A 25,382-nucleotide genomic window follows, 5' to 3' on the forward strand; every position below is an offset into this window, starting at 1 on the left:
TGTGTGAGACGCGGTCGGAAGCCTATAGATTTGCTAAAACGGTTTCAATGGTGATTTATCGTTTTTATCGGGGCGTTTTTGTGCCGTTTTTGCAACATTGGAAAGCCCTCGACACCGGTCCAGCTCGACGGCCTCTTGCTGAATCCCTCTCCTCGGTCCTCTCTTTCCTCTCGTTTAAAGCTTACGGCGTTCCACGTCGACCTCGCCCGCGTCGACTTCCACCCACAGGTACTCGCCTGCGCGCTCGACGCTGGTCAGGTGCGTCTGCACGCCGTTGATGGTGCCCGAGTGGGCGTCATTGATGTGGCCGACGAACAACGCGTCGACGCCGGCGTCGGTGAGGATGGATAGCGTGCGTGCGCCCTCGATTTGGCTCTCGAAGCCCTGGTCGCGCGGGCCGACCGGATCGATGGGCGGAGTGTGGGTGAAGAGCAGGCGCGGGCGTTCGGTGCCCAATCGCTGCAGGGTGCTCTGCAGGCGCGTGGCGCCGTCTTGGCCGAGCGCGCCCTCGGCGGAGTAGAAGGCGAGCATATGGACGTCTTTGAGGCCGAACCGGTAGTCGAAGGGGCCGAAGGTCTCCAAAAAGGGCTGGCGCGAGCCCTCGACGATTTCGCCTTCGCCGGGGATGACCACGGCCGGATAGTCGGCACGGCGGAGCACGAGCTCGAGCTCGCGAAGCCCGTTGAGGCTGGCGTTTTCGGCGTTGTCGCCCAGGAGGACCACGAGGTCGGGGTCGTCGGCGGTCGCCCGATCGAGCGCGCGGCGAAGCTCGTCGAGGGAGGCGGTGCGCCCGAGCACGGCGAAGCGAAGCGGCGCCGGAGCGTCGTCTTGTTGGTCGGGGATTTCGGGCTGGTCGGGGACTTCGGGCTGGTCGGGCATGTCGGGTTGGCCAGACAGCTCCACGTTGTAGCTGACGCGCGTGCAGCTCGGTTGGCTGAGCTCGAGCTCGAACTCCGATCGCTGGGTCTCGGGTCGCTCGAGCGTCGGCGCCGCGCAGGCCGGGTCGGTCTCGGCGCTCTCACAGGTGATCGGCAGCCTCTCGGCGTTGGTCGGGCAGCCGAGCATCTCGCCCGAGTCGAGTGCGGTGATCTGGGCGACGCGGACGCGGGCATGGCGGTGGACGTTGGTCAGCGTCACCGACACCGAGTCGAACTCGCTCGGGCCGCTGCTCAGGCTGAAGGTGGGCAGCGGGGCGGAGGCGCGCGCTTCGACCGAGGTTTCGGTGTCGCCGGTGATCGTGCCCGGCGAGAGCCGAAACTCGAGGCCGCGCTGCAGCACGGTGTGCCCCAGATCGCGCTGCTCGGCGGTGCCGGCGAGTTGGGCGTCCGAGCAGCCGGTCAGCAGGCCGGCCGACGCGACGAGAAAGATGCCGACAAAGATGAATAACCCCAGCCAGATAGTACGTCTAAGCGACGGAAAGATTGCGCACTGAACGCTGTCGGTGCAGTGTGCTATAAAACCTAGTGCTCGCGTGTGCCGGTCGGGTCGGCGCACAAGGGCGCGTGGTGCTTCTTCTTTGTCGGGGCTATTTTTCATGCAACTGGGCGGTCTCACAGACGAGATCGACGTCAAAGTGCTGGGCAGCCACATCAAGATCCCGTTGATCTTTTTGGTGCCTGCGGCCTTCGTCGTCACACTGTACGCTGCAGTGTACCTGTATGCCAACTCCGGCTGGTTTCTCGAGACGCTCACCTCGACGTTGCACGCCCAGATGGGCGGCCATTACCGCGTCAAAGAGCTGGTGGTCGACCCGACGCTGACCAACGTGCGCCTGTACGACGTCGAGATGGAGACGCCCGACGAGCGTCCCGTCATCGCCGCCGACGAGATCTTCGCCTCCATCAACCCGCTCGTGTTGCTCTCCAGGCGCCTCGAGTTCGACGACATCGACGTGCGCGGCGCCGACGTGCGCTTGGAGTTCGACGAGGAGGGCAATTTCGGGCTGATGCAGGCGCTGGGCATCGATCTGGACGACCAGGAGGACGAGCCGCCCGAGCAAGAAGGGAGCGGGCTGGCCATCGATCTGGCCGACGTCGAGATCGTCGACTCGAGAATCGCCTTCGTCACGCCCGACTTTCGCTTCGAAATTCCGCAGATCGACCTGCCCAAAGGCTCCATCTCGGTGGAGCCCGAGCTGTTGTTGATGAACGTGCCCAGCCTCGACCTTCCGCGGATCGACTTCGTGTTCAGCCGCGAGATCTTCGGGTTCGATGAGGAGCAGGGCGACTGGACGTTCAGCGTCGAGGACGGCCGCATTCGCAACTGGCGGTGGGCCAACGACGGCTACAACGTCGACAAGGTCGCGTTTGTCATCGAGGGGATCGACGTGGAGGCCGAAGGGCAGATGGCGTTTCCCGGCGGGGAGGGGCCCGATGCGCCGGTGATGACCTACGACGCCACCGGACGCATGAGCGTGCCGTACACGAGCACCCTGGCGCAGTACTTTTTGGACGACAACGTCCACTTCGAGATGCCCGAGTTTCGCATCGCGGCCAAAGGCAGCCTCAACGAGATCGACGGCGCCGCGCAGTTGTACGCGAGCCACGTGGAGACCGCCGGGCTCAACTTCGAGGATGTGCGCGCCACGCTGGGTCTGGCCAATGCCTCCATCGATATCACCGAGGCGAGCGCGAAGGTCCACGGCGGCACGCTCGAAGTGTCGCAGGCCTACTTCAACATGTTCGCGGTGCGCTACGGCGGGGAGGGGCGCTTTCGGGGCGTCAACCCGCGCTCGCTGCTCAACGACTTCGAGGTCGACCTTCCGTTTCTGGACGGGCAGATGTCCGGGGCGTTCGCCGTGGAAGGGGGCGTGCCGCTCTTTCCCGAGGAGCCCAAGCCGCGCGACGCCTATGCGCTGCGCGATTTCGCCAGCACCAAGCTCGCCCACGTGACGGTCACCGAGGACTGGGTGCTGCAGCGAAATAACCGAGAGCTCGCCCCGGCCGACACGGCCGTGCTCGACAGGGGCGCGACGACCTGGGTCGACATGGACCGCGTGGTCATCCCGCGCGCCCGGCTTCGCCTCGACACCGACACCGTGCTCATCGACGATTTCCGGTTCGGCTACGAGGAGATGGTCTTCGAGCGCGGCCCCGACGGGCGGCCCATCGAGTTCTCGGCGTTTCTCGACGACGTGGGCGCGTGGACCTCGCACTACGGGCTCGAGGGCGTCCAGGGACCTGCCGTCGCCCGCGTGAGCGTCGCCGGCCCCTTGGCCTCGCCGACGCTGACGCTCGACGTGCGCAATCGCCGCGCGCCGATTCGCCTGCCCGGCGCGTCGGTCGCCGCCGACGACCTGAGACTGCGCGTAGGGCTCGACCGAGGCCGGCTCACCATCCACGACGCGAACGTGTCGACGGCGCTCGGCAACGCGTCCGCCAACGGCTGGATTGACCTGCTCTTGCCCACGCCGCCTGGTTCGAGCGCTTCGGACGACTCCGACGAGGCGTCGGTCTTCGCGCTTCGGCGCGTGCAGCCGGCGAACCTGTCGTTTTCGGCCGACTCGGTCGACCTGAGCGCCGTCGCCAAACTCGCCGGCCTGGGCGTGCCCGTGCAGGGCACCCTCGACGCCTCGGGCGAGCTCACCGGCAGCCTGCAGAACCCCGACGCCACGCTCGAAGCGGCCATCGAGCAGGGGCGAGTGCTCAACCAGCCCATCCCTCACGTTCGCCTCGAGGGGGGCATGCGCGACCAAAAGGTCGTCGTCGATCGCTTCGAGATCGACGCCGCCGGCGCGGGCATGTTCACCGCCAGCGGCCATTATGGCTTCGACGGCGCCTACGGGTTCGAGCTTGCGGGCAGGGGCATCAGCTTCTCGCAGGTGGGGCCGCTCCAGCTCTTACCGGCGGCGGCGCGTCCGCAGGGCCGCGCGCGCATCTCGCTGCACGGCGAAGGCACCGTCGACGAGCCCAACATCGGCGGCGACATGCAGCTGTTCGAGTTCCACGTGGGCGACCGCAGCTTTGGCGACGTGGCGATGGTGGTCAACACGGTCGACGACACGGTCTATCTGTCCGGAGCAGTGCTGCCCCTGGCCACGCTCAAGCTCGAGGTGCCGCTCGACGACAAGTCGCCGTTTTACGCGCGCATCGGCATGGAGCAGCTCGACCTGGCCGACGCGGTCGCCGAGCTGGGCGACAGCTCGGTGGTCGATGAGGCGAAGGCGACCGGCATGGTCGAGCTCTTCGTCGAAAAGGACTTCTCGCGCTACCAGGTGCTCACCTACCTGACCGAGTTCGAGGTACGCACGATGGGCCGCACCATCAAAAACCGCGGGCCCCTCGCCCTGGGACTAAACAACGGCGAGGTCTTCCAGATCCAGCAGGCGACCATCGGCACCGGCGACCGGTACGTGAGCCTCGAGGGGGCGATCGTGCTCGACCCGCTGCTGGTCGACCTCAAGGTCGACGGGCAAGTGAATCTGGCGATGCTCAATACGCTGCGCCGCGCGCTGCCGGAGGTCTTTCCGTCCGCGATCGTCGAGTCGCGCGGGGTGCTCGGCGTCGACGCGAGCTTTCGCGGCGCGCCCGACGCGCTCATCGCCGACGGCGAGCTCAGCTTCGACAACGCCGAGGTGGGGATTCGCGGGCTCTCCGACCCGATTCGGGTGGGCTCGGGCAAGGTCCAGCTCGCCGACAACCGCATCTTCGTCTCCGAGAAGACGCCGCTCAGCGGCAGCGCGTTGGGAGGCGTCTTCAACCTGACCGGCGAGCTGGCCCTCGAGGGGCGAAAGCCGGGCCGCCTCGAGCTGAGCGCGTGGAGTCACAACATGAACTTCCGCGTGCCCGAGACCGCCAACCTGACCTTCGACACCGACGTCAAGCTCCTGGCGCGCGACGTCTTCGACCCGTCGACCTGGCTGGTGAGCGGCAGCGTCGACGTGCTCGACGGCAACTTCTACCGCGATATCAGCCTGTTCGAGCAGGAGGTCACCGGCCGGGTCATCGGCGCATTCAACCGGCGCACCGAGCGCTACGAGGCGAGCATCTTCGACCAGATGCCCGAGCTCGAGGATATCCGCTTCGACCTGGCCGTGCGCGCCCGAGACGGCTTCGAGATTCGCAACCAGATCGATCGGCTGGGCCTCGATCTCGAGCTTCGTATCGACCTTCGCCTGCAGGACACGCTCGCCGAGCCCTACGTCACCGGCGACGTCGACGTCGCCGACGGGATGGTCAGCTTCCAGGGCGAGGAGTTCGAGGTGCGCTCGGGCACGGTGCGCTTTACCGGGGAGGCGTCGAACCCCTGGATCGACGTGGTCGCCGGCGCCGATATCCGCAACCGGTGTCGCGAGGACCAGTTCGCCGAGGAGTTCCAGACCGACATGACCCTGTCGGGCGATCTCGACGACGACGAGGAGCAGTACTACCACGTCATCCTCAACCTGCAGGGGCAGGCCGACAACCTCGACATCCAGTTCGAGAGCAACCCGTACGCCGACCAGCGCGACATTCTGAGCCTGCTGCTCACCGGCTGTACGGTCGACCAGTTGACCGCCTCGAGCGCGAGTGGGCCGACTTTGGAGATCGCGCTCGGCCCGCTGTTGGGGCGCATCGAGAAGGAGATTCAGGACGTGGTCAAGGTCAGCGAATTCACGATCATGCCCGGCGTCGAGCGCACCCAGGTGCGTATCGGCGACCGGCTCACGCGTCGGCTGAGCTGGAATTTCCAGCTCGACACCGGCATGGCCGAGACCGCCGGCGGGCAGCGCTCTCAACTCGAGTACAAGCTCTCCGACCGCTGGTCCGCCGAGCTCAGTGGTGAGCGCTACGAGGCCGAGACGAATAATTTCCTGCTCGATCTCAAGCTGAAGTATAGACTGCCGTTGGACTGAGGGCGCACGGAACCAATCGCTTTGAAACACCGAGACAACCAAAACAGGTCGCCTCTTGTCGGAGGCAGGGCTTCGAGCCCTGGCAGGAGGACTGTGCGCCTGTGTGTCCAGACCTGGAAGCTCTGCCTCCTGGGCGTGTGGCTCTGTCTTGGCTTTTCAATCAGCTCCGCTCATGCGCAGGAGTCCCCAGAGCAACAAGTCGAGTCGCTCGAGGGGAAGACCGTCTACGACATCGAGTTGTCGTGTGATTTGAGCCTGTGCGACAACCCGGTGTCGGTCGAGAAGCTGCGCGATATCGCCGGGTTGTACGTGGGGATGAAGTTCTCGCGCGACAAGCTTCGCCGCGCCGAGGAGCGTCTGGCCAAGACCGGCTTCTTCGACAAGATCGAGTCGACCACCGAGCCGGTCGGCGAAGGCATCGAGCTCACCATTCAAGCCTACGGGGCGGTGTTGGTGCGCAAAGTCGACTTCGTGGGCGTCGACGGCCCGCCCTTCGAGTCGGACCTGCGAAAGCTGTTGATTTTTCGACAGGGGCAGGTCTACCGCGAGGATCGCTCCAAGGCGACCACCCAGCTGCGCACGCTGCGAAACGAGTTCGAGAAGGAAGGCTTTTTCGGCACCGAAATCAGCATGTTCGTGCGGCCCGTCGAGGGCGAAGAGCACCTCGTCGACATCACGTTTCGCATCACCAGGGGAAAAGAGCTCCGCATCTGCGATATCGGCATTCGAGGCCTGCGCTCGATGCCCTACGAGGAGGCGCGCGAGAAGCTCTTGGCGAGTCACTCGCTTCTGACGCGCCGCTTCGAGGTCTTCGCGCCCACGTTTACCACCCGCGAGTTCAAAGAGGGACAAGAAGCGCTCATCGACCACTACCGAAGCTTGGGCTTTTTCCAGGCACGTATTGTCGGGCGCACCGTCAAGAAGAACACCGACAAGGGCTGCGTGACCGTGTTGGTCGATGTCTCCGAAGGCCCCCAGTGGAAGCTAAATTTCACAGGAGACCTCGAGTTTTCCACAGACGAGCTTCGCGAGGAGCTTCCGTTTTACGAGTCGGGCTACGTCGACGCCGAAGAGATCCGTCGCGCCGAGCGCGCCATTCGCCAACTGTACGAGACGCGAGGTTATCCGTTCGCCAAAGTCGACGGGACCGAGGTGCGTCGTGACCGCCTCGATCGCGTCCTCAAGTTCGACATCGACGCCGGCCCTCGCCTCGAGATTCGCAGCATCGTGCTGCACGGCAACGCCAAGGTGAGCCGCGAAGAGCTGATCGCCAATTTCGGGACGCGTCGCTTCGGGCTCTTCGCCGAGGGCGGTTATCTACAGACCGAGCAGCTCTTGGGCGACCTGCTCAAGCTCGAGGAAGCCTACCGCGCCAAAGGCTATATGCAGGCGATCGTCGAGCGGTTCGAGCTCGAGGTGCGGCCCAAGCAAAAGGCGCTGCGCATTCATATCTACATCGACGAGGGAGAGCGCACGCGGGCAAAGCGGGTGACCTTTCGAGGCAACCGCACGCTGACCGACGGCTTGCTCGAAAGGGAGATCGAGATCGGCGCCGGCCAACCCTTTGTGCCGCTCGAGCTCAAGGCCGACCGCTCCCGGCTGGTCCAGCTCTACTCCTCGTACGGTTATCCCCTGGCGGACGTGAAGACGAGTTGCCGGGCGATGACGGGCGAAGAGCTGCAGTGTCAGGCGCCGCGCATGCCTTCTGGCTGCGTGGCGAGTACGCTGGAAGACCTGGAGGAGCTGTGTAAGTGGACCGACGGGCCGCAGAGCACCCGCGTGTGCCGACGCATCCGCCGCGACTCCGGCTGCAAGCTCGGCGGCGGCGTGCAGTCCGAGGAGGTGCGCATCGAGCACGAGATCGTCGAGGGGCCGTTTGTGCGTGTCGGCGAGATCTTGCTCAAGGGCAACTTCGACACGAGCACCTCGCTGATTTACCAGGAGCTGCCGCTCGAGACCGGCGACGCATTCGACGTGCGCAAGTTGCTCGAAGGGCAGGGCAATATGCGCTCGCTGGGCGTCTTCGACTCGGTCTCCATCGAGGCGATCGGCCTCGACGAGCAGTCGCGCAGCGCCGACGAGGCCACCGCAGCCCTTCTCATCAGCGTCGAGGAGAGTCGAAACCGCTACCTCGACTTCAAGTTCGGCTTCGAAGGACGCGACCTGCTCGGCGACACGCGGCGTCTGCTGGTCACCGGCGAGACGCAGTACAACGACGACAACTTCTTCGGGCGCGCCCAGCGCTTTCGGCCGCGCCTCATCGGCGCCTTCGACGCCAACCAGGTGTTCGAGGCGGGCACCGAGACCGCCGGCATCAGCCAGTCGCAGCCGACGGGGCAGCTCGACTATCTGTTGGGCGCCGAGCTCGTCTACAACCACCCGCGCTTTCTCAAAGGGCTGACCGACATCGACAAGCTGTCGTTGACGGTCGCGCCGTTCTACATGCTCGACCTGCTCGGCGTGAGTACCGACAACGTGCTGCGCGAGGAGTGGGGGCTTCGCCTCGAGGTGCGGAAGCATCTCACCGAGGTGCTCGACCGGCTCTTTTTGTCGTTCGGTATCGAGGGCAAGCAGGCGGCGCTTTGGACGCCGGCCGACCCGACCATCGACGGTGAGCGTATCTTCTCGCCGCGGCGCGTCACCGGAAAGCTGGTGCCCGAGCTGACCCTCGACCGGCGCGACAGCCCGCTCAACCCCAACGAGGGTTACTATATCCAGCTGCAGCCGGGCATCGTCAGCGGCGCCACGCTCGTGCAGGGCGGCGAGGGGGCGATCTCGGACTCGTACCTTCGCTTCGTGCTCACCACGAACTTCTACCTGGAGTTGCTCGACGACGTCGTCTTGGGCCAGGGCGTGCGCTACGGGCATATCCTGCCGTTCTTCGGCCGCGACCGCCTCGTCACCGAAGACGAGCGTTTTCGTCTGGGCGGGGCGGGCAGCGTGCGCGGCTTCGGCAACAACACCCTGGGCCCCCTGGCCAACGAGCAGCCCACCGGCGGCGAGTTCTTGCTCAACTACAACGCCGAGCTTCGCTACCCGCTGATTCGAGGGATTAATCTGTACGGCGCTGTGTTCTTCGACGCCGGATTGCTTGCCGACTGCTTCAGCGATGCCGAGAATAATGACGTACGAGTCAGTTGTTACGAGGATGCGTTCGCCGACGGCAACCCGTTCGAGAAGGTGCGCACTGCGGCGGGGCTGGGCATCCGCTACCTGATCGTCGACCAGATTCCGGTGGTCTTCGACTACGGCATGGTGCTAGACCGCAAGCCTGGCGAGAGCTTTGGGGAGTTGCATTTCAATCTTGGATACACGTTCTGACATGAAGATCGACTGGCGAAAATTTGCGTTTGTGTTCGTCTTTGTTGCCGGATTGCTGTTCTCGACCCAAGCAAGTGCCTCGCAGCCACCTTGGGTGACCGGGGAGAGCCGGCCCGAAGATCTGTCGATCAAGCTGGTGACGTTTAGTCCGGGCGACGAGATCGTCGCCTGGTTCGGCCACACCGCGCTGGTCGTCGAGGACGAGCGCCTCGACCGGGCGCGGCTGTATAACTACGGCATGTTCTCGTTCGGCGACGATATGCTCGTCAAATTCGCGATGGGGCGGCTGTGGTTCTGGGTGGGCCAGGCGCCGGTGTATCGCACCTACGAGTTCTACAAGCATATGGACCGCGACGTGCGCATCCTCGAACTCAATCTAGAGCCGGAGGACCGCCTGGAGATGGCCAAGGCGCTGGCCCACGACGTGCTGCCGGAGAACCGCGACTACCTGTACCACCACTACTTCAACAACTGCTCGACCAAGATCCGCGACGCCATCGACAAGGCCGTCGACGGCCAACTCAAAGAGGCGACCTCACACCCGAGCGACCAGACCTTCCGCGGCCACACCCGGCGCCACTCGGCGCATAACCCGCCGATGGAGATGTTGTTGATGTTCTTAATGAACGACGACATCGACCAGCCCATCGAGCGCTGGGACGACATGTTCCTGCCCGAAGAGCTCGAGGAGGCCGTCGAGAACCTCGAGTACAAGAACTCGAAGGGCGAGGTCGTCCCGCTCGTCGTAGAAAAGGAGATCTACTACGAGTCGGACCGCGAGCGCGTGCCGCAAAAAGCGCCTACGCGCTGGCCCTGGGCGCTGGCCGTCGGCCTGTTGCTCGGCGGCACGGCCGTGCTGTTGGGGAAGTGGTATTTCGACAACCGAAGCAAGGTCGCGCGCATCGGCTTTGGCCTCTACAACGCGCTGATCGGACTCGTCGTCGGGATTCCCGGCCTGGCGCTCTTCATCATGTGGGCTATCACCGACCACAAGGTGACCTACGCCAATGAGAACCTCTTTTTGGGCAACCCGCTGACCCTGCTGGCCGCGCCCTTGGGGGTCGCGCTCGCCTTCGGCTCGACGCGCGTCGAGAATGTGCTGCGCTTCCTGTGGGCGGGGCTGGCGGCGCTGGGCCTGGCGATGCTGCCGCTCAAGCTGCTTCCGATGTTCGACCAGAACAACCTGCTGCCGGCGCTGATGCTGCTGCCGATTCTGCTCGGCTTCGGGGCCGTTTGGTGGGTGTGGGGCGGGTCTTCTGAGGAGTGACTCCGCTTGTGCGGAACGACGCCTCGCAGCCCCTATGTCCTTAATTGCCTATGTAAAAGGCCTACAAGAACCGAGGCCTCCGCAACGAAAAAATGCCCATGTAGCAACGCCTTTAGAATTCGAGGCGCCTGCTACATGGGCATTTAAGGACACAAGGGCTGCCGAATGCGGCGTAGTCGCCGCTGCGTCTCAATCCTCGACCAACTCGATCGTGGCCGTGGCGGTGAGGCCCTCGCCGCCGTTGGTGTTCCGCGATACGGCTTCGACGGTGCAGGTCCCCGGGGCGTGCATGCGCAGTTTTGTCTCCTCGAAGCTGCAGACGTCCGGTGTCTGGTTCGACAATTCGACGCCCAACAGGTCGTGCAGGCGGATGTAGCCGCTCCCTTCCGAACAGATCTTCTGTCCGTCGACAAAGTGCTCGAGGCTGAGGCTCGAGACTCCTCGAAAGACGTACTTGGTCTCGCCGTCACTGCCATCGCGAAACGTCAGGCGGCTCTCGTCGATAGCTTGGGGCTCGACGAATTCGAGGACCCGCGGGGTGGGCGCGACGTCCAGCGTGATCGAGACGTTGCCCGGTTTTGCTGCGATATACTGTTTGAATTCGCCCCAGGTGTCGGTGGGACGCCCCGTCGTCTCCGATTGGGGCACGAGAGCGTCTTCCGGGTCGGACAGCACCGGGTTCATATCCGACGCGATGAGCGGACGCCCTTTGACGTCGTGGAGCGTGTAGGTGAGTGGAACCTCGTCTCCGACGACGATCGGAGCCGATTCCGAGACACACGAGCTTCCGCCGAGCGCGCCGGAGACCGCCTCGCGCACGTTGACCTCGATGTCGATGGTGCCGTACTCGGCCGTCTTGATCTCGACGTCAGTCGTTCCCGTACGTTTGGCGCGGACGAGGAAGCTGCCCGTCTCCAGGTCGACGCCGCGCGCTGCGACGACATCGGGATCGTCACTCTCCACGCCGACGAGGCGCGTGGGCTCGTTTCGAGGGAGCTCATACTCGGGATCGATGACCCGCTTGACGTCGAGGCGCAGTGTGGCTCCGACGGCGAGCGACTGTGAAGACGTGTAGGCTTCGGAAGGCTTTCGGTCGTAGAACACATCCGGCTCGTGCCGGTCGACGCAACCGCCGACTCCCAGCAGAAGCACACACAGAAGAAGGCAGCCAGGCGAGTTGTTTGTCTTTCGGTGGTGTTCCAAGCGGTCCCCCTCACGTTCGAGAATGCTTGGAAGTGTAGCGAGAGGCGCGGCACATTTCAAAGGGCGCGAAGAAGACCTTCGCGCCCTTTGCGGTAGGTGATCAGTTACCGAACACCTGGACCCAGTAAGTGGGGTACTGGGTGTTGTTGTTGCCCTCGGCGTACCCGACGCCGATGCGGGTGGCTTGGCCATTCATGATGTTGCGGCAGTGTCCGTCGGAGTCGACCCAGCCGGCCACGACCTCTTCGGAGCTGCGCTGGCCGCCGGCGACGTTCTCGCCGACCGGGTTGCCGGTGTAGTTTGTGCGGCGGATGCGCTCGGCGAAGTCGCTGCCGTCCGAACCCTCGTGACCCAGGAAGTTGTTGGCGACCATGTCTTCGGCGTGGGCCTGGGCGGCTTTGCTCAACTCGGGGTCGAGCACGAGCGGGCCAACCGCGTCGATGGTGCCGTACTGACCGCAGTCGGTCGGCGTCGAGCGAGCGGCGTTGGTCTCCTCGGTTACGCGCATCGGAATCGACTTGCACTCGCCGGCGTTGCAGACGTCGCCCTCGGCGCAGGTGTTACCGCACGAGCCGCAGTTGACGCGGTCGACTTGCGTGTCGACGCAAAAGCCGTCGCAGTAGGTGTAGCTGTCGTCGTCGCAGATGCAGTTGCCCTGGTCGCACGTGGCGTTCCACGACGGGCAGGTCATCCCGCAACCGCCGCAGTGCTGGGTCGAGGCCAAGATGTCGCGGCATTCGTAGTCGCAGTAGGCTTCGCCCTCGCCGCACTCGGGGACTTCGATGTCTTCTTCGACGTCGGCACCGGCGTCGCTCGTCGAGCCGTCGGTGTTGCTCGTGCCGTCACTCGTCTGGTCGGTGTCGCTGGTGCTTGCGTCGGTCAGTGCTCCGCCGCCGCCTCCGCCGTTGTCATCGTCGTCGCTACATGCGGCGGCGACGAACGCCAAACACATCAGGGCAATCAGGTATCGTTTCAAGACCAAGCGCATCGACATCGGTACTCCGTGAAGGCAAGTTCTGGGGTGCAGGAATGGGGTTCTGCTTTCTGGCGAGGAGAGTAGCGGATTCCCCAGGCGAGGTCGAGGCTTGCGATTCGAGGCGCGGCACTTGAATATGTCGCCTCCGGGGCTCGTTGAACCTTTGACGTTTCCTTCAATTGCTCGAGCCGACCTATGGTACGCCAAGTTGCTTTGAAGAGTTTCTTTTTGCTGGTGGTCGTGATGTCGTCGTTTGCTGCCGCGCCGGTCTACGCGGGTCAATCCGATTGGGTGGTGAGTGCCAAGGAAGCCAAGAAGTTGATCGAAGCCGATAAGGCCACCGTCCTCGACACTCGCGGCAAGATGTCGTGGATCGCCGGTCACGTGCCGCGCTCGGCGCCGGTCAAGTGGCAGGACTTCTCGCGCACGAAGGCGCCGTACAAAGGCGAGTTGTTGCGCGACGACGCCAAGCTCACCCAGAAACTGCAGGAGTTGGGCGTCTCGAAGGGGCGTGCGGTCCTGGTGGTCGGCAAGCCTCCCAAAAATTGGGGCGAGGATGGGCGCATCGTCTGGATGCTGCGTACGCTCGGCCACTCGAACGCCGCGTTGGTCGAGGGCGGATACAGCGCGCTCAAGAAGGCCGGCGTCGACACGACCCTCAGCCAGGCGAAGGCGCCCAAGGGCGACTTTGTGGTCAAACGCACCGGTAAATACGACATCGACCGCGACACGCTGCGCAAGAAGTACAAGTCGAAGGATTATGTGCTCGTCGACACCCGCGAGCCGCGAGAGTATCGGGGAAAGACCCCCTACGGTGAGAGCCGTGGCGGGCATGTTCCGGGCGCGAAGCACTTGCACTACACCGACTTGATGGACTCGAAGGGGCGGCTCTTACCCAAAGCGAAGCTCGAGAAGAAGCTCGCCGCCAAGGGGATTTCCCCCGACAAGGAGGTCGTGGCGTATTGCACCGGCGGGGTGCGCAGCGCCTGGCTGGTCGCCGTACTCGCCGACTTGGGCTACGCGAACGTGATGAATTACGCCGGGTCGATGTGGGAGTGGTCGGCCGGGGATGAAAAGACATATCCGCTGGAGAAGTGATTGATACAGGCAGGCGTCTTGAGTACGGTGGCGGTGTTTGACATTGCCATTATGAGATGCAGGCCATGAATCGATACGTACGTGCGGCCGGGACATTTGTCGCGAGCGGGGTGGCGGCGCTGATAGCGTTGGTTTCTCTCACGACGACAAGCTGGGCCCAGACCGACACCGAGCTGACCGAGTCGCAGCTCGACTACAATAACAAGGGCGTCATGCTCATCAACGAGGGCAAGTACGACGAAGCCCTCGGCTACTTCCAGTCCTCGCTGGCCATCGGCGAGGCGAACGTCACCTACCTGAATCTGGGGCGAACCTACGCGCGCATGGAGCGCTGCGCCGAAGCGGCTGCAGCGTTCGAGCGGGTGGAGTCGGCTCCCAAGGTCAAGAGCCCGCCTCCGGCGGCCATCGACAAGATCCTGAAGCGTTATCGTGCCGAGCTCTTCGAGGTGTGCTCGGCCAGGATTCGGCTGCGCTGCCCCGACGAGAAAGTGTCGGTGGCCATCGACAACGCCCCGGCGGTGACGTGTCCGCAGCTTCCGGTGCCGGTGACGCCCGGCGAGCACCGCGTGCAGGTGACCTTTGAGGGTCGCGAGTCGGTTCAAACGGTCGACGCGAAGGCCGGCGAGGTGACGCAGTTGGATGTTGAAGTTCCCCAAGATCCCGCTAATCAGGAGCCTGCTGACGAAAAGCCCGTTGCTCAGAAGCCGGTCGAGCAGGCGCCGACGGCCCTCGAGCCGATCGAGCCTCTCGAGAGCGAGCCGTCCAATGGGCTGCGCACGGCGGCTTGGGTCAGCTCGATCACCGGCGGGGCATTACTCGTCACTGGACTTGTGGTCGACCAGACAGTCGTCGGCTCACGCCTCGACGAGGTCGAGGCTGCGTCGACGGCGGGTGATCGCTCGGCGTACGACACACGGCTCGAAGAGTACGAGCAGGCCCGCGACCTGAACCGCGCGGTCTTTATCGCCGGAGGCGCGTTGGCCGCGTCGGGCGTGGTGATGTGGGTCTTGTCAGCGGACGAGGCCGACGCGCCGACGGCCGGCGCAAGCGTTACGCCTCGCGAGGGTGGGGCGAGTCTCGAAGTCAATTGGAGGTGGTGATGTACGCACGAACTTGTTTGGTAGCGTTAACGCTCGTCGCAATCTCGGGCTGCAACACCTTCTTCGAGTCGAGCCCCGAGTTTATCGAGAATTCCGACGTCGGGCTCGACACGCAGGTCGAGGACGTCACCGAAGACGTGGCGGCTGCGGACGCCGAAGATGTCGACGACGTCGACACGACAGACGTCGATGATGTCGCAGATGCCGTCGATGCAGACGCGAACGAAGATGGCGGCGACGCGGTCGAAGGTGACGCAGGTGATACACCGGCGCGCGAGTGGTCGGTGACCGACTTGGCCTCGCGAGATGTCTTGCCGAAGGTCTCGCTGACAGGCTCCTCGACCGCCGGTGGTGGGCCTGCAGAGTTCGGCGTGGCGTATATCGAGGCCGATGGTGTCGGGTCCGAACAAGGCATCGCCTTCTTGGAGCGTATCGCCTTGCCACAGACAACGAAGTCCGGCAGCGAGCGAGTGAGCAGTCAGAGCGACGAGCAGTGGGATGTGGCAACGGGCGTCGATGAGGGAGGCGCGCTGGTCTGGGGGGCTGTTCAGTCGTGTCAGAACGCCATTGTCGCCCACGTTGTCACCAGTAGCTCGCAACAGGTGCCGATCGATGGGGGCGGTTGCGCGACCACCGAGACTTTGACCCAAACCGCGATCACCGGCGGTCTGCACAAGTTTGCGGGGGTCGGAGGACCCGAGCCGAACTGGGTGTGGACAGGCGAAGCGAGTAACACCGAGGACTTGATCTCCGCGATCAACGAGAGCTTCGCTCCGAACACCACCGACCAGACGATCGTGCGCTCATCCGAATTCCGCATCGATCCCGACTTTATTCGAGCTTCCGGTGGACGCCTGGTGTTGATGCGCTCGGCCGATCGGAAAAATGTAGTCGTTTGGGACGCCGTGGCACGTTCACAGAATGCTCTGGCACCCGTGCTGCTCGACGATATCAACCTGACGAATGGTGGAGACCTGATCTGGCTCGAAAACCACGACTACTTGTTGGTGACCTTCACTGACGAGCGGCTCAACTTGTCGACCTTGACGTGCGACTTGTCCTCGTCGAGCCCCTGTGGGGACTCGACTGTCCTCGATTTTGTTGACGAGCAGACAACCGAGGCGTTCGGTGTGGCTGCGTTCAGCAGCGGCTTCGTGCTCGGGGCGCTCGTCAGCAATCAACAAGGGCATTCGCTCGTATTTCGTGTGTACACGGTCACGGCCACCGTGGACAGCTACCTTCTGGAGAGTTCGGACTCTTATAGTGTTCAGTTGAGTGATGTGTCCCCCGTCGACTTCGACGTTGCCGCGGCGTTCACCGATGGAGAGTTGTTCGTCGCTGCCGCCGTCCTGCGAGAGCCGGCTGGCTCGCGGAGTGTGGAAGTGCACGGCTATCGTTTCCCCGACTTCTGGTCGACCGACTACTAAGTGCAAACACACAATTCATGTGACTTACGAGAAGCACCTGCTCCGATGAGCCGCCATGACAGTTGCACCTGCTCTTGGTTCTTGGTTCTTGGTAGGGACGTCGAAGCATCGACCAAGTACCAAGAACCAACCACCAAGAACAGGTGCATGCTTGCCAGGCGATTCAGCAGCCGGAGAGCGACTCTTAAAGTACATAACTTCCGTGTTTGCACTTAAGTGCAATCACATAATTTTTGGCAGAAACGGTGTCTAGATTCGGGTCTTGCTGGGGAATGAGCCCCACCTTGACCGGAGACGAAATCATGGGACGTCCTGCCAAACATATCCAGCTCGCAAAAGAGCAAATCAACGAGTTGCACGAGTTCTATCACCACGCCAAGGTCGCCAGGGAGCGAACGCGAGCCCAAATAGTGTTGCTCGCTGGCGAGCAAGGCCTGTCTGCCCCTGAAATTGCACGCCTCGTGAACATGAGCCAGCAGACCGTGGGTAGATGGATTGCTCGATATCTCGATGAAGGCATTGATGGGTTTGCAGATCGGCCTCGAACCGGTGCTCCATCGAAAGTAACTGAGGAGTTTGTCGAGCGGCTCATCGAGGTGGTGCGCCACCGCCCGCGTGCCCTGGACCAGTCTGTTTCGACCTGGACGCTCGAGCATCTTGCCGAGTTCATGGCCGAAGAGTTCGATATCGAGGTCAGTGGCGAGACCATTCGCCGGCATCTCGCCGACAATGGAATCGTTTTGCGCCGTCCACAGCACAAGATCACAAGCCCCGATCCGTTGTACCGCGTAAAAAAGCGCAGATTGAAGCCACCCGAGAAAACTTAGGCGACGACGAGGTGCTCTACTACGCAGACGAATTCAACATCAGCTGGCTGCCCACGCTTCGAGCCATGTGGTCGCCCGTCGGCCAACAGGTCATGATTCCGACGCCTGGCATCACCACCCGACGCTACGGACTCGGCGCGGTCAACTGGCAGACCGGCGACTGCATCGTTCTGGTGCGAAGGCGCAAACGACGCATCGAGGCATGTGAGCTGCTCGAAGCCTTACTTACCAAGCACCCCGACAAGACCGTTTACGTCGTCTGGGACAACGCTGCGATGCACTCAAAAAAGGAAATCGATCACGTCGTCGACCAGAGCAATGGTAGACTCAAGCTGCTGTATCTGCCGACCTACTCACCATGGCTCAATCCGATCGAGATGCTGTGGAGGCACTGGCGCCGGGAAGTGACTCACTGCGAACTGTTTGAAACCATCGACGCGCTTGTCGATGCCACCAATGACTTTTTCGATCGCTGTAATCGACTGCGCCATAAGGTGCTATCGATCATTGGCTCAAAGCACCAAGACTTCTGTGTTTGCACTTAAGTGCAATCACATAATTTTTGGCAGAAACGGTGTCTAGATTCGGGTCTTGCTGGGGAATGAGCCCCACCTTGACCGGAGACGAAATCATGGGACGTCCTGCCAAACATATCCAGCTCGCAAAAGAGCAAATCAACGAGTTGCACGAGTTCTATCACCACGCCAAGGTCGCCAGGGAGCGAACGCGAGCCCAAATAGTGTTGCTCGCTGGCGAGCAAGGCCTGTCTGCCCCTGAAATTGCACGCCTCGTGAACATGAGCCAGCAGACCGTGGGTAGATGGATTGCTCGATATCTCGATGAAGGCATTGATGGGTTTGCAGATCGGCCTCGAACCGGTGCTCCATCGAAAGTAACTGAGGAGTTTGTCGAGCGGCTCATCGAGGTGGTGCGCCACCGCCCGCGTGCCCTGGACCAGTCTGTTTCGACCTGGACGCTCGAGCATCTTGCCGAGTTCATGGCCGAAGAGTTCGATATCGAGGTCAGTGGCGAGACCATTCGCCGGCATCTCGCCGACAATGGAATCGTTTTGCGCCGTCCACAGCACAAGATCACAAGCCCCGATCCGTTGTACCGCGTAAAAAAGCGCAGATTGAAGCCACCCGAGAAAACTTAGGCGACGACGAGGTGCTCTACTACGCAGACGAATTCAACATCAGCTGGCTGCCCACGCTTCGAGCCATGTGGTCGCCCGTCGGCCAACAGGTCATGATTCCGACGCCTGGCATCACCACCCGACGCTACGGACTCGGCGCGGTCAACTGGCAGACCGGCGACTGCATCGTTCTGGTGCGAAGGCGCAAACGACGCATCGAGGCATGTGAGCTGCTCGAAGCCTTACTTACCAAGCACCCCGACAAGACCGTTTACGTCGTCTGGGACAACGCTGCGATGCACTCAAAAAAGGAAATCGATCACGTCGTCGACCAGAGCAATGGTAGACTCAAGCTGCTGTATCTGCCGACCTACTCACCATGGCTCAATCCGATCGAGATGCTGTGGAGGCACTGGCGCCGGGAAGTGACTCACTGCGAACTGTTTGAAACCATCGACGCGCTTGTCGATGCCACCAATGACTTTTTCGATCGCTGTAATCGACTGCGCCATAAGGTGCTATCGATCATTGGCTCAAAGCACCAAGACTTCTGTGTTTGCACTTAAGACGCGGCTGTGTCAGACGGTCGCACTTCCTTGCCGACCACGAATAGAATTGCCGCCAGAGCCCCCAGCCCCAACACGTGCGCCAGCACGACCGGCAAGCCGACCGCCACCCCCACATATCCCAAGCTCGCCGCCACCAGCATGACGGTGGCGGCGTAGGGAAACTGGGTGCGCACATGGTCGATATGGTCGACCGACGAGGCGATCGAGCTCATGACGGTGGTGTCTGAAATCGGCGAGCAGTGGTCGCCGAAGATCGCGCCGTCGAGCACCGCGCCGAAGCAGAGCATCAAGATGATGCTGCCGCCGGCGACCCCATCGGTCATGTAGTAGGCCAGCGGGATGATCGCCGGCAGCAAGATGCCCATCGTGCCCCAGGAGGTGCCGGTGGCGAACGCGATCACAGACGCCAGCAGGAAGGTCAGAATCGGCAGCATCGCCGGGGTGATCAGGTCGTGGACCGCGCCTACCAGATAGATGCTCGTGCCGAGATCGCTGCACACGCCCTGAATGGACCAGGCGAGCACCAAGATCGCCACGGCGAGCCACATCGCCGGGATGGCTTTGAGCCAGCTCATGAGCGCTTCGCCCATGCTCAACAATCCTTGAGCGACGGCCATGACGATGGCGGTGATACTCCCCAAAAGTGCCGCCCAGAAGAGCACCTTGGCGTTGTCGGCGTTCGAAAATGCGTCTCGCCACGCGCTCCAATCGGCCAGATCTCCGGCGGCGGTGCTCCAAGCGGCCACCAGGCCGGCCCAGTCGGCTTCGCCGAAGAGGACGTCCCCGAGGCCGGGAATCGCACCCGGGTCGGCCGCGCCAGCCCAGCCCGACCAGAACATGCCCAAGAGCGTGCCTGCGATGACCACGCCCACAGGGAGCGCGGCGTTGATCCATCGGTGAGGGATGCCCTTCTTGGGACCCATGTCGGAGACCGCGCTGCTCGACAGCGGCGTCGAGCCCGGCCGCAAGACCTTGCCGGTCTTCTGCGCGCGGCGCTCGGCCTCGAGCATCGGTCCGAAGTCGCGGCGCATCAGCCCGTTGAGCACCACGAAGGCGAGCGCGAAGATGCAGTAGAAGCGAAGGGGAATGATCCCGAAGAAGATTTCGTAGCCGCTCGTCTGCAGGTCGAGCTGTTTGGCGAGCACGTCGAAGAGGCCGACCTCGTAGCCAATCCAGGTCGAGATGATGGCGATGCCGGCGATGGGCGCGCTCGTCGAGTCGACGATATAGGCGAGTTTTTCGCGGCTGACGCGCTTTTCGTCGGCCAGCGGGCGCATGGTGGTGCCGGTGACGATGGTGTTGGCGTAGTCGTCAAAGAAGATCGCCAAACCGACGGCGGTGGTCGCCAGTTGGGTCGAGCGCGCCGACTTGGCCAGCCAGGCGAACGCGTCGAGCACGCCCTGCATGCCGCCCATGCGCACGATCACCTGGACCATGCCGACGAGGCTGAAGGTAAAGGCGATGATGTAGAGGCTGAACGTGTCGGCGACGCTGCCCCACACGTATGTTTCGGCTGCCATCCAGGCCCCCTGAAGCGGGTTGAGCCCGGTCTGGAGCGTGGCGCCCACCCACACCGCGGCGACGAGCGCGATGATCAGGCGCCGGAAGAAGAGGGCGACGAGCACCGCGATCAGCGGCGGCAGCACAGCCTGCCAGCCGCCGACGCGCTTGGTGGCGTCGAGCGCGTCGTAGGGGGCGGCTCGGCCGGGCTCGACCCAAGCGCGCACCTGGACGTTGGGGTCGTCATAGCGCACGTCGACCTTGAGGTTGCCGTCGGCGTCGGGCGCGACCCCCCTGACGATCTCGGCGTTGGTCATGCGCTGCAATTCTTGAAAGACCGGCTGGCGGCCCGGCTCGGGGCCTTCGTAGCGAAAGCGGAGCCGAACCGGATCCTGTTCGCTCGCTCCCATCTCGGCGGCGGCTTTTTCGAGCGCGGCGGTGTTCTCGCGCACCACGACCTGGGCGGTCAGACCCTGCTGAGTGTCGGGCGCTGCCTGGGTGAACGGCAGGATGACCAGGCACAGCAAAATGGCCAGGCCAAAGCCGGCGATGCGGCGCGGCGTCAGAGTCGCCTCTTGGGCACTCTCCGGGCGCTCTTCCGCGCCCGATTTTTGGGATTCATCGGTCATCGAAAAGCCGTCGAAGGTGAAACACGCTTGCAAGAATTCGTCTGCAAGTTCTAAGTTATGGCAGCATCGATTTTCAAGGATGCTAGCGCGGCCCATAGTGGATGTTTGCTGCGCTAGAGAGAGCGGGAATCGACTTCTCGATAAATCGTTCAGGAGGAAAGTGTGGCATCTCGCGAGTCGAAAACCTCGACAATCAACCGGGTGGGGACTCAGACCTCATCGGAAGCCCAAGAATCGAAGCCAGTAAGCGTCGAAATTCGGGGGCAGAGGCTGTCGATTCGCAGCAACCACGATCCTGCGTTCGTGCGCAGCCTGGCCGATCATATCGACGCGAAGGTCGCCGAGTTGCAAAAGGCAGCCCCGGCGGTGTCGCTCTCCAAACTTTTGATGCTGGCAAGCATGACCGTGGCCGAAGAGCTGTTCGAGGCCCGGCAAGAGATAGATAGATTGAGAGACGAGATCACCAACAGAACTGACGCCATGCTGGCGCTCCTCGACGAGGCCGGCGGCGATGGACCGAGCCCGGAGACCGGTTGAGCCTCTGCGGAGGCAGGGTCACACGGGGTATGCTCTCTGCAAGAAATCTGCTTTTAGTGCCTGCCAGCTCGCCGTAACCGGCGGGTGGTGCCGAGGTTTGTCTTCGGCACGACCCGGATCCTGTACGCGTGGGCACACTCATGGCCGAACAGTTGCCGTCGGCAAAGAACAAAGCGGAGCTACGCACCGCGGTTCTCAAAAAGCGCGACGAGCTCACCTCCCGTGTGGCCGAAACACACTCGCGCGACCTGTGCGAGCGCCTCGATGCGATTACCCAGCTCGAGGCTTTCTCGGCCATCGCCGGCTATGCTCCCATCCGAAATGAAATCGACGCCACTGCCTACTTGGCCCGACGCCAAGAGCAGGGCGCACGACTCTATTTCCCACGCGTGACCGGCCCGAGCTCGTTGTGCTTCGTGCCGGTCGACTCCCTCGACGAGCTCGAGCCGGGCTCGTTCGGCGTGCCCGAGCCGCAAGGCGAGCCTGCCTCGGTCGAGGAGCTCGAGCTCTTCTTGGTTCCCGGCGTAGCCTTCGACAAGCAGGGGCGCCGGTTGGGCTTCGGGCGTGGGTTCTACGACCGTGCCCTGGCGCGAGCGCTAAGTGCTCGAAAAAGAAATCAAACATCCAAACTCACGCCCCCGGTTTTGGTCGGCGTGTGCTATCATTGGCAACTCATCGAGGGCGAGATTCCCGTCGAGCCTCACGATATTTCAATGGACGTCATCGCGACCGACGAGGAGACCATCTGGTGTTCTCGCGATCGTCTGACATAAATTTTTAGGAGTAGTGATGGACATCGTCTTTCTCGTGGTGGGGGCGCTCGTCGGCTTGATCGCCGGCGTCGTCTTCGCCAACCGGAAAGCGGATGCCACGCTGGACCATAGGCTCTCCGAGAAGCTCGAGGAGCTACGCGATCAGACGGTCGAGAAGACCAAAAAACGCGTGGAGGCCGAACTCCGAGAGGAGTTGACCAGCGAAGTCCGCGACGAACTCAAGGATAAATACGACGAAGAGATCAAAGCCTCGGCCACCGAGCAGGCCGACCGAAAGCTAGAAGATGCCCAGTCCAAGGCCGACGCGCTGCGAAAGGAAGCGCAGCTCGAGGCCGACTCGATCAAACTCGAAGCCCAGAAAGAAGCCGAAAAGGAGCTCAAGGAGCGACGCGCCGAGCTACAGAAGCTCGAAGAGCGGCTGACCAATCGCGAGACCAAACTCGACGGTCGCGCCTCCAAGCTCGACGAGCGTGACGAGGAGGCCAGCCGACGCGAAGAGCGCATCAACACGCGCGAGCAGGCGCTCAACGAGCGCGAAGAAGAGTTGTCGCGCCACACCGAGCGCGTGCAAGCCGAGCTCGAAAAGGTCGCCGGCTACACCTCCGAGGAGGCCAAAGAGCAGCTCATCGACTCGATGGTCGCCGAGGCCAAAGCCGAAGCCACCCAGAAGGTGCGCGAGGTCGAGGAGTCGGCGATGGACGAGGCCGACAAGCGCGCCAAGAAGGTGCTCGCCACCGCCATCCAGCGCTATGCCGGCGAGTACGTCACCGAGCGCACCGTCAAGGTCGTCCAGCTCCCCTCCGACGACATGAAGGGGCGCATCATCGGCCGCGAGGGCCGCAATATCCGCGCCCTGGAGGCGGCCACCGGCATCGACATCATCGTCGACGACACCCCCGAGGTGGTCGTGGTCAGCGGCTTCGATCCGGTGCGTCGCGAGATCGCACGGCTCTCGCTCGAGAAGCTCATCGCCGACGGGCGCATCCACCCGGCGCGCATCGAGGAGGTCGTCGAGAAGACTGAGCAGGAGATCGCCCAGGTAATCAAGGAGTCGGGCGAGCAGGCGGCCTTCGAGTTGGGCGTCCACGGACTGCACCCCGAGATCACCAAGCTGTTGGGGCGCCTGAAGTGGCGCACGAGCTACGGCCAGAATATGTGGTCGCACTCCATCGAGGTCGGCTTTTTGTGCGGCTTGATGGCTTCGGAGCTGGGCGTCGACGTCAAGCTCGCCCGGCGCGCAGGCCTGCTGCACGACATGGGCAAAGCGCTCACCCACGAGCGCGACGGAAGTCACGCGCTCGTGGGCGCCGAGATCGCCAAGAAGCACGGCGAGACCGAGATTGTGCGAAATGCCATCGCAGCGCACCACGACGAGGAGCCGCAAAACTCGGTCATCGCCCACCTGGTCATCGCCGCCGACGCGCTCTCGGGCGCTCGTCCCGGCGCTCGCCGCGAGATTTTGGGCACCTACGTCAAGCGCCTCGAGGAGCTCGAGAAGATCTCGCTTGGCTTCGACGGCGTCGAGAAGACCTACGCCATCCAGGCGGGTCGTGAGATCCGCGTGATGGTTTCGAACTCGAAGGTCTCCGACAACGACGCGTACGCGTTGAGCAAGGATATCGCGCGCAAAATCGAGGACGAGTTGACCTACCCCGGTCAGGTCAAAGTGTGCGTGATTCGCGAGACCCGCGCGGTCGATTTTGCGAAGTAAAGCCACTGGCAAGGGGTGCCGCCCGGCACCCCACTTGCCAACACCCCCACCCGTGTGTTCTATAACCCCACACCCGGCATTCGCCGGACATAGAACAACACACGATTCCAAACCGACCAGAGCCATGAGCGACTTCAACAGCAGCGTACTCGCCGAACTCGACTGGAGAGGGTTCATCCAACAGACGACCCATGAGGATCTCGACGAGCTCCTCGAGAAAGAGTCTGTGACGCTGTATTGCGGCTTCGATCCCTCGGGTGATTCGCTGCACGTGGGCCACTTGCTGCCGGTGCTGGGGCTCGCCTTCTTCAAGCGCCACGGGCACAACCCAATCGCGCTGGTGGGCGGAGCGACCGGCCTCATCGGCGACCCGAGCGGCAAGTCCGAGGAGCGAAACCTCCTCGACGACGAGCAACTCGAGAAGAACGTCGCCGGCATCAGCGAGCAGCTCCAGTCGATCCTCGATCGCGCCACCGCGATGCACGAGGAGACGATGGGTGACGTAGACGAGTCGAGCGATGAAGTGCCGCTTCTGAACAACGCCGACTGGCTCAAGCCGTGGAGCTACATCGACTTTCTGCGCGACGTGGGCAAGTACTTCCGCGTCAACGTGATGATGCAGAAGGAGTCGGTGCGCGCGCGTCTGCAGGAGCGCGAGCAGGGCATCAGCTACACCGAGTTCAGCTACATGCTCATCCAAGCCTTCGACTTCATGCACCTGCGTGAGCACCACAACTGCAAGCTACAAATCGGCGGCAGTGACCAGTGGGGCAATATCACCGCCGGTACCGAGCTGACGCGTCGCAAGCTCGGTGAGACCGTCTTCGGGATCACCTTCCCGCTGATCACCGATTCGTCGGGCAACAAGCTTGGCAAGACCGAGGGCGGTGCCGTCTGGCTCGACCCCGAGCGCACCAGCCCCTACGAGTTCTACCAGTACTGGGTGCGCCGCGACGACGCCGACGTGCCCAAGCTCCTGCGCCTCTTTACGTTCCTGCCCAAAGACGAGGTCGACGAGCTCGTCGCCGAGATCGAAGAGGGCAGAAACCGCGGGCAGGTCCAAGAGAAGCTCGCCTGGGAGGTTACCGCGCTCGTCCACGGCGCCGACGAGGCCGACAAGGCCGTGCGCGCCTCCAAAATGCTCTTCGGCGAGAAGATCGAAGGGCTGTCGGACCGCGAGCTGGCGTCGATTTTTGCCGACGTGCCCTCCACGGAAATCCCCAAGGAGAAGTTCGAGGGCGAGGGAGTCGGCATCCTCGACCTGTTCACCGAGACCGGCCTGCAAAACTCCAACGGCGCCGCGCGCCGGCTCATCAAGCAGGGCGGGGCGTACCTGAACAACGAGAAGCTCGAGCGTTGGGACAAGCAGGTCACTCTCGATGACTTGGCCAGCGAGTCGATGATGGTGCTCAGGAGCGGCAAGAAGAACTACCACGTGGTCAAGGTGGTTGGTTGAGGGAGGGAGAGAGTAAAAGA

General features: G+C 63.0%; 18 protein-coding genes. 14 read left to right on the forward strand and 4 right to left on the reverse strand.

The features are described from left to right. Positions 1-174 precede the first annotated feature (174 nt). The gene (locus FIV42_RS22185) at positions 175-1,536 is read right to left on the reverse strand and encodes a metallophosphoesterase family protein (RefSeq protein WP_168210858.1); all 1,362 of its coding nucleotides are present in this window, start codon (positions 1,534-1,536) and stop codon (positions 175-177) included. Here FIV42_RS22185 and FIV42_RS22190 point away from each other — a divergent pair. From FIV42_RS22190 to FIV42_RS22200, 3 genes are all read left to right on the forward strand, one after another. Further along, positions 1,535-5,833, forward strand: a complete 4,299-nt coding sequence (locus FIV42_RS22190) for a translocation/assembly module TamB domain-containing protein (RefSeq protein ID WP_141199818.1) — start codon at positions 1,535-1,537, stop codon at positions 5,831-5,833. The two genes, FIV42_RS22185 and FIV42_RS22190, sit on opposite strands and share 2 nt — an antisense overlap. Positions 5,834-5,926: 93 nt before the next feature. Then, complete coding sequence (locus tag FIV42_RS22195) at positions 5,927-9,154, forward strand: outer membrane protein assembly factor (RefSeq protein WP_141199819.1); 3,228 nt, start codon at positions 5,927-5,929, stop codon at positions 9,152-9,154. Position 9,155: 1 nt separating this feature from the next. Then, a complete protein-coding gene (locus FIV42_RS22200; RefSeq protein WP_168210859.1) occupies positions 9,156-10,421 on the forward strand; it encodes an Lnb N-terminal periplasmic domain-containing protein in 1,266 nt (421 codons plus the stop codon). Positions 10,422-10,610: 189 nt separating this feature from the next. Here the strand turns inward: FIV42_RS22200 and FIV42_RS22205 are convergent, their stop codons facing one another. Both FIV42_RS22205 and FIV42_RS22210 read right to left on the reverse strand, forming a co-directional pair. Further along, positions 10,611-11,525, reverse strand: coding sequence for a hypothetical protein (locus tag FIV42_RS22205; RefSeq protein WP_141199821.1), 915 nt, complete (start codon positions 11,523-11,525; stop codon positions 10,611-10,613). Positions 11,526-11,724: 199 nt separating this feature from the next. After that, positions 11,725-12,618, reverse strand: coding sequence for a CAP domain-containing protein (locus FIV42_RS22210; protein ID WP_141199822.1), 894 nt, complete (start codon positions 12,616-12,618; stop codon positions 11,725-11,727). Between the two features lie 177 nt (positions 12,619-12,795). Here FIV42_RS22210 and FIV42_RS22215 point away from each other — a divergent pair, with 177 nt between their 5' ends. The 7 genes from FIV42_RS22215 (at position 12,796) to FIV42_RS22245 (ending at position 18,753) form a co-directional block, all read left to right on the forward strand. Further along, positions 12,796-13,698: a sulfurtransferase gene (locus FIV42_RS22215; protein WP_222615292.1), complete on the forward strand. Its 903-nt coding sequence runs from the start codon at positions 12,796-12,798 to the stop codon at positions 13,696-13,698. Positions 13,699-13,763: 65 nt separating this feature from the next. Next, a complete protein-coding gene (locus FIV42_RS22220; protein WP_168210860.1) occupies positions 13,764-14,798 on the forward strand; it encodes a tetratricopeptide repeat protein in 1,035 nt (344 codons plus the stop codon). Continuing rightward, on the forward strand, positions 14,798-16,225 hold the full coding sequence (locus FIV42_RS22225) for a hypothetical protein (RefSeq protein ID WP_141199824.1): 1,428 nt from the start codon (positions 14,798-14,800) through the stop codon (positions 16,223-16,225). The genes FIV42_RS22220 and FIV42_RS22225 overlap by 1 nt, the downstream gene beginning before the upstream one ends. A gap of 302 nt (positions 16,226-16,527) precedes the next feature. Then, entirely contained in the window at positions 16,528-17,052 is a 525-nt protein-coding gene (locus FIV42_RS22230; RefSeq protein WP_168210306.1) for a helix-turn-helix domain-containing protein, read from the forward strand. Between the two features lie 11 nt (positions 17,053-17,063). Then, positions 17,064-17,597: an IS630 family transposase gene (locus FIV42_RS22235; protein WP_246099065.1), complete on the forward strand. Its 534-nt coding sequence runs from the start codon at positions 17,064-17,066 to the stop codon at positions 17,595-17,597. Positions 17,598-17,683: 86 nt separating this feature from the next. Continuing rightward, the gene (locus FIV42_RS22240) at positions 17,684-18,208 is read left to right on the forward strand and encodes a helix-turn-helix domain-containing protein (protein ID WP_168210306.1); all 525 of its coding nucleotides are present in this window, start codon (positions 17,684-17,686) and stop codon (positions 18,206-18,208) included. A gap of 11 nt (positions 18,209-18,219) precedes the next feature. Next, positions 18,220-18,753: an IS630 family transposase gene (locus tag FIV42_RS22245; protein WP_246099065.1), complete on the forward strand. Its 534-nt coding sequence runs from the start codon at positions 18,220-18,222 to the stop codon at positions 18,751-18,753. Here the strand turns inward: FIV42_RS22245 and FIV42_RS22250 are convergent. Further along, positions 18,750-20,885: a Na+/H+ antiporter NhaC family protein gene (locus FIV42_RS22250; RefSeq protein WP_141199825.1), complete on the reverse strand. Its 2,136-nt coding sequence runs from the start codon at positions 20,883-20,885 to the stop codon at positions 18,750-18,752. The two genes, FIV42_RS22245 and FIV42_RS22250, sit on opposite strands and share 4 nt — an antisense overlap. Before the next feature lie 201 nt (positions 20,886-21,086). Between FIV42_RS22250 and FIV42_RS30950 the strand changes: the two genes are divergently transcribed. The 4 genes from FIV42_RS30950 (at position 21,087) to tyrS (ending at position 25,362) form a co-directional block, all read left to right on the forward strand. Continuing rightward, on the forward strand, positions 21,087-21,422 hold the full coding sequence (locus FIV42_RS30950; protein WP_281285838.1) for a cell division protein ZapA: 336 nt from the start codon (positions 21,087-21,089) through the stop codon (positions 21,420-21,422). A gap of 140 nt (positions 21,423-21,562) precedes the next feature. After that, positions 21,563-22,195: a 5-formyltetrahydrofolate cyclo-ligase gene (locus FIV42_RS22260; RefSeq protein WP_141199827.1), complete on the forward strand. Its 633-nt coding sequence runs from the start codon at positions 21,563-21,565 to the stop codon at positions 22,193-22,195. A 16-nt stretch (positions 22,196-22,211) separates the two neighbouring features. Next, positions 22,212-23,906 carry a ribonuclease Y gene (gene rny / locus FIV42_RS22265; RefSeq protein WP_141199828.1) on the forward strand — a complete coding sequence of 565 codons (1,695 nt, stop codon included), beginning with the start codon at positions 22,212-22,214 and terminating at the stop codon, positions 23,904-23,906. 124 nt (positions 23,907-24,030) lie between these two features. Beyond that, entirely contained in the window at positions 24,031-25,362 is a 1,332-nt protein-coding gene (tyrS, locus tag FIV42_RS22270; protein WP_141199829.1) for a tyrosine--tRNA ligase, read from the forward strand. Positions 25,363-25,382 lie beyond the last annotated feature (20 nt).

This window comes from Persicimonas caeni (genome assembly GCF_006517175.1).
Lineage (GTDB): Bacteria > Myxococcota_A > Bradymonadia > Bradymonadales > Bradymonadaceae > Persicimonas > Persicimonas caeni.

Excerpts from the sequence above, each read along its gene's own strand:
- FIV42_RS22190 (WP_141199818.1), top strand. The coding sequence starts at position 1,535 with ATGCAACTGGGCGGTCTCACAGACGAGATCGACGTCAAAGTGCTGGGC.
- FIV42_RS22185 (WP_168210858.1), bottom strand. The coding sequence starts at position 1,536 with ATGAAAAATAGCCCCGACAAAGAAGAAGCACCACGCGCCCTTGTGCGC.
- FIV42_RS22200 (WP_168210859.1), top strand. The coding sequence starts at position 9,156 with ATGAAGATCGACTGGCGAAAATTTGCGTTTGTGTTCGTCTTTGTTGCC.
- FIV42_RS22210 (WP_141199822.1), bottom strand. The coding sequence starts at position 12,618 with ATGTCGATGCGCTTGGTCTTGAAACGATACCTGATTGCCCTGATGTGT.
- FIV42_RS22215 (WP_222615292.1), top strand. The coding sequence starts at position 12,796 with ATGGTACGCCAAGTTGCTTTGAAGAGTTTCTTTTTGCTGGTGGTCGTG.
- FIV42_RS22220 (WP_168210860.1), top strand. The coding sequence starts at position 13,764 with ATGAATCGATACGTACGTGCGGCCGGGACATTTGTCGCGAGCGGGGTG.
- FIV42_RS22225 (WP_141199824.1), top strand. The coding sequence starts at position 14,798 with ATGTACGCACGAACTTGTTTGGTAGCGTTAACGCTCGTCGCAATCTCG.
- FIV42_RS22230 (WP_168210306.1), top strand. The coding sequence starts at position 16,528 with ATGGGACGTCCTGCCAAACATATCCAGCTCGCAAAAGAGCAAATCAAC.
- FIV42_RS22240 (WP_168210306.1), top strand. The coding sequence starts at position 17,684 with ATGGGACGTCCTGCCAAACATATCCAGCTCGCAAAAGAGCAAATCAAC.
- FIV42_RS22250 (WP_141199825.1), bottom strand. The coding sequence starts at position 20,885 with ATGACCGATGAATCCCAAAAATCGGGCGCGGAAGAGCGCCCGGAGAGT.
- FIV42_RS22260 (WP_141199827.1), top strand. The coding sequence starts at position 21,563 with ATGGCCGAACAGTTGCCGTCGGCAAAGAACAAAGCGGAGCTACGCACC.
- rny (WP_141199828.1), top strand. The coding sequence starts at position 22,212 with ATGGACATCGTCTTTCTCGTGGTGGGGGCGCTCGTCGGCTTGATCGCC.
- tyrS (WP_141199829.1), top strand. The coding sequence starts at position 24,031 with ATGAGCGACTTCAACAGCAGCGTACTCGCCGAACTCGACTGGAGAGGG.